Source organism: Paenibacillus sp. OT2-17 (assembly GCF_009827695.1).
Classification (GTDB): domain Bacteria; phylum Bacillota; class Bacilli; order Paenibacillales; family Paenibacillaceae; genus Paenibacillus; species Paenibacillus polymyxa_B.
In genome coordinates this window covers 1-2,352 of sequence record NZ_WUDQ01000564.1, presented here as the reverse complement: position 1 = coordinate 2,352, position 2,352 = coordinate 1, and the positions used below count along the sequence as shown (strand labels likewise).

The window sequence follows — 2,352 nt, the reverse complement described above, 5'->3', positions numbered from 1 at the left end:
CTAATGGATTTGTCGCAGATCTGTCGCGCAACCCAAGGGATTCCAAATAATAAAGTACAGCCGGCCGACACAATTCACACCCCTGCTGTCTAGTCCAACCGAGACGGGACACTACTTCATCTGGAGTCTGACAGGCTGCGTCCACCATAGCTGTTTTAAGCGAATCATGATCGTAATGCGTACATCCACACACAGGGACTACTTCTTGGGCGGTCGGAGTAACTACAGGTCCGGAAACTGTCGATTGGGACAAACTATTTTTGACCAGTGCAGCCACCAGCGGCCGACAGCCCCCACAGGAACCGGATGCTTTGGTCCGGCTCTTCACCTCTTCCACCGTCTTCAGCTTATCCGTAGTGATCGCTCGCAAAATAGCCCCCTTACTCACGCCGTTGCACGCACATACCGTTTCCTCTTCCGGCAGTGCGGCTGCCGCATCCTCCGCTTTGCTTCCGCTGTTATCCCGGGATGTAAGCTCTGTAGCGGGCGCTCCGCGCTGTACCATTCCGAGCAGCGAGGTGCTTTCCGCCGTATCTCCGAACAAAATGGCGCCAGTGACAGCACCGCCGTGCATCATCACTTTTTTATAAACCTCCAGCATCCCGTTATATTCCATGACTGCCGTCTTGTTTCCCTCATCACGAATGTCACCTGCGGAAAACACATGGATTCCCGCTACCTTGAGCTGCGCATACGGAACCGTCCCTTCATAGGGAGCCGTTTCACGACCACAAATGACTTTTGCCAGCACTTTGCCCTGCTCATATAGCGGCGCCACTAGCCCGTATGAAATCCCGCGGTGCTCAGCACATTCGCCGACGGCATAAATACCGGGAATACTCGTGCGCATATAATCATCCACGACAATGGCACGGTTTACGGTCAGACCGCTGTCCTGAGCTAATTCGATATTCGGTCGGATACCAACCGCCAGCACCACCAAATCCGTTTCCAACCTGTCTCCGTCCGCAAACATCAATCCATGCGCCCTATTTCGGCCTATGATGTTGACCGTTTCCTTCACCAAATGAAACCTCATGCCCTGTTGCTCCAGCTTTCGCTGCAGAAGCACAGCCGCCGTCCGGTCAAGCTGACGGTTCATAAGATACTGCGCATTATGAACAACCTCAGTTTCCATCCCTAGATTCAGTAGGCCTTGAGCGGCCTCAAGTCCTAACAGCCCCCCTCCGATAACCGTGGCCTTGCGGTATGTTTTGGCATATCTCGCCATGGTTTCACAATCATTCACATCACGAAAAGCGATTACTCCCTGTTTTCGAGCTCCGGGAATGGGCGGCATGAAAGGCAATGAGCCCGTTGCCAATATGAGCATGTCATAAGGTTCTTTCATACCGGATTCCGTTTCCACCATCCCGGCTGCAACATCAATACGACAGACGCGTTCACCCGCGTACAACTTTACCCCGTTCTCTTCATACCAGTCCCAGTCATGGGTAACGATATGTTTAAATGAGCTCTCCTCCTGAAGCATTTTGGACAGGAGCACTCGGTTGTACCCGGGACGGGGCTCTGCACCAAATATCGTAATTTGGAACCGCTCTGGCTCCAAAACGAGTATTTCCTCCACACATTTGATGCCTGCCATACCGTTGCCGACGACGACCAGTTTTTTCATCATATTAAACCAGCCCCATTCTCCGAATAAAATAAGACAGAAAAAGCCCTTCTCCATTCCATGGAAAAGGGCACCGTTGCCGTAAATGTCGGCACATCGTTGTGCCGATATGTATCTAAGATTACTGAATTGTGAATGTCATGTCAATATTTAATACATGAATGCTATATTTTTCGTCTTATATTTAATTTTTTTGCGATTTTGTGTTACGTATATTGACATAAAACAGATCCTTTTTTATAATTTGATTAAAATCACTCCAACGTGATCATACCAAGTCGACTCACAATGAGGTGTGTCAACCACGGCAATGAAGCCGCAAACCGTTTCCTAGATACCATGTAGGGGCGATTTGCGGCTTTTTCATGTTCAAATTACATTTTGCAGACAAAGAACAACAATTAGAACAGGAGAGATGGAGAATGAACAAAAAAAATTTCTGGAAAAGCGGACACAAGCCCACCCTATTTGGCTCCTTTCTGTATTTTGATATCAGTTTTATGATATGGGGAATGATCGGACCGTTGGCCGTTGTAATTGCTAATGATTATCCAATGGACCCTGTACAAAAAGCCAATCTTGTTGCCCTACCCATACTCGGTGGTTCCCTGCTGCGGCTCGTGCTCGGATTCATGTCGGATTATATCGGTCCGAAGCTCACAGGGCAGATTGGTATGCTTGTTACGATAATCCCTCTCTTGCTCGGCTGGCTGTGG

Annotated in this window: 1 protein-coding gene and 1 pseudogene; one reads left to right on the top strand and one right to left on the bottom strand. The window is 49.1% G+C overall.

Annotated elements, in window-relative coordinates; all coding sequences use genetic code 11:
* Positions 1 to 1,639: nitrite reductase large subunit NirB (nirB, locus tag GRP75_RS24605; RefSeq protein WP_160790630.1), on the bottom strand; the 1,639-nt coding region annotated here is incomplete at its 3' end.
* A gap of 419 nt (positions 1,640 to 2,058) precedes the next feature.
* Here nirB and GRP75_RS24600 point away from each other — a divergent pair.
* A pseudogene (locus GRP75_RS24600) lies at positions 2,059 to 2,352 on the top strand (MFS transporter); the annotation flags it as partial.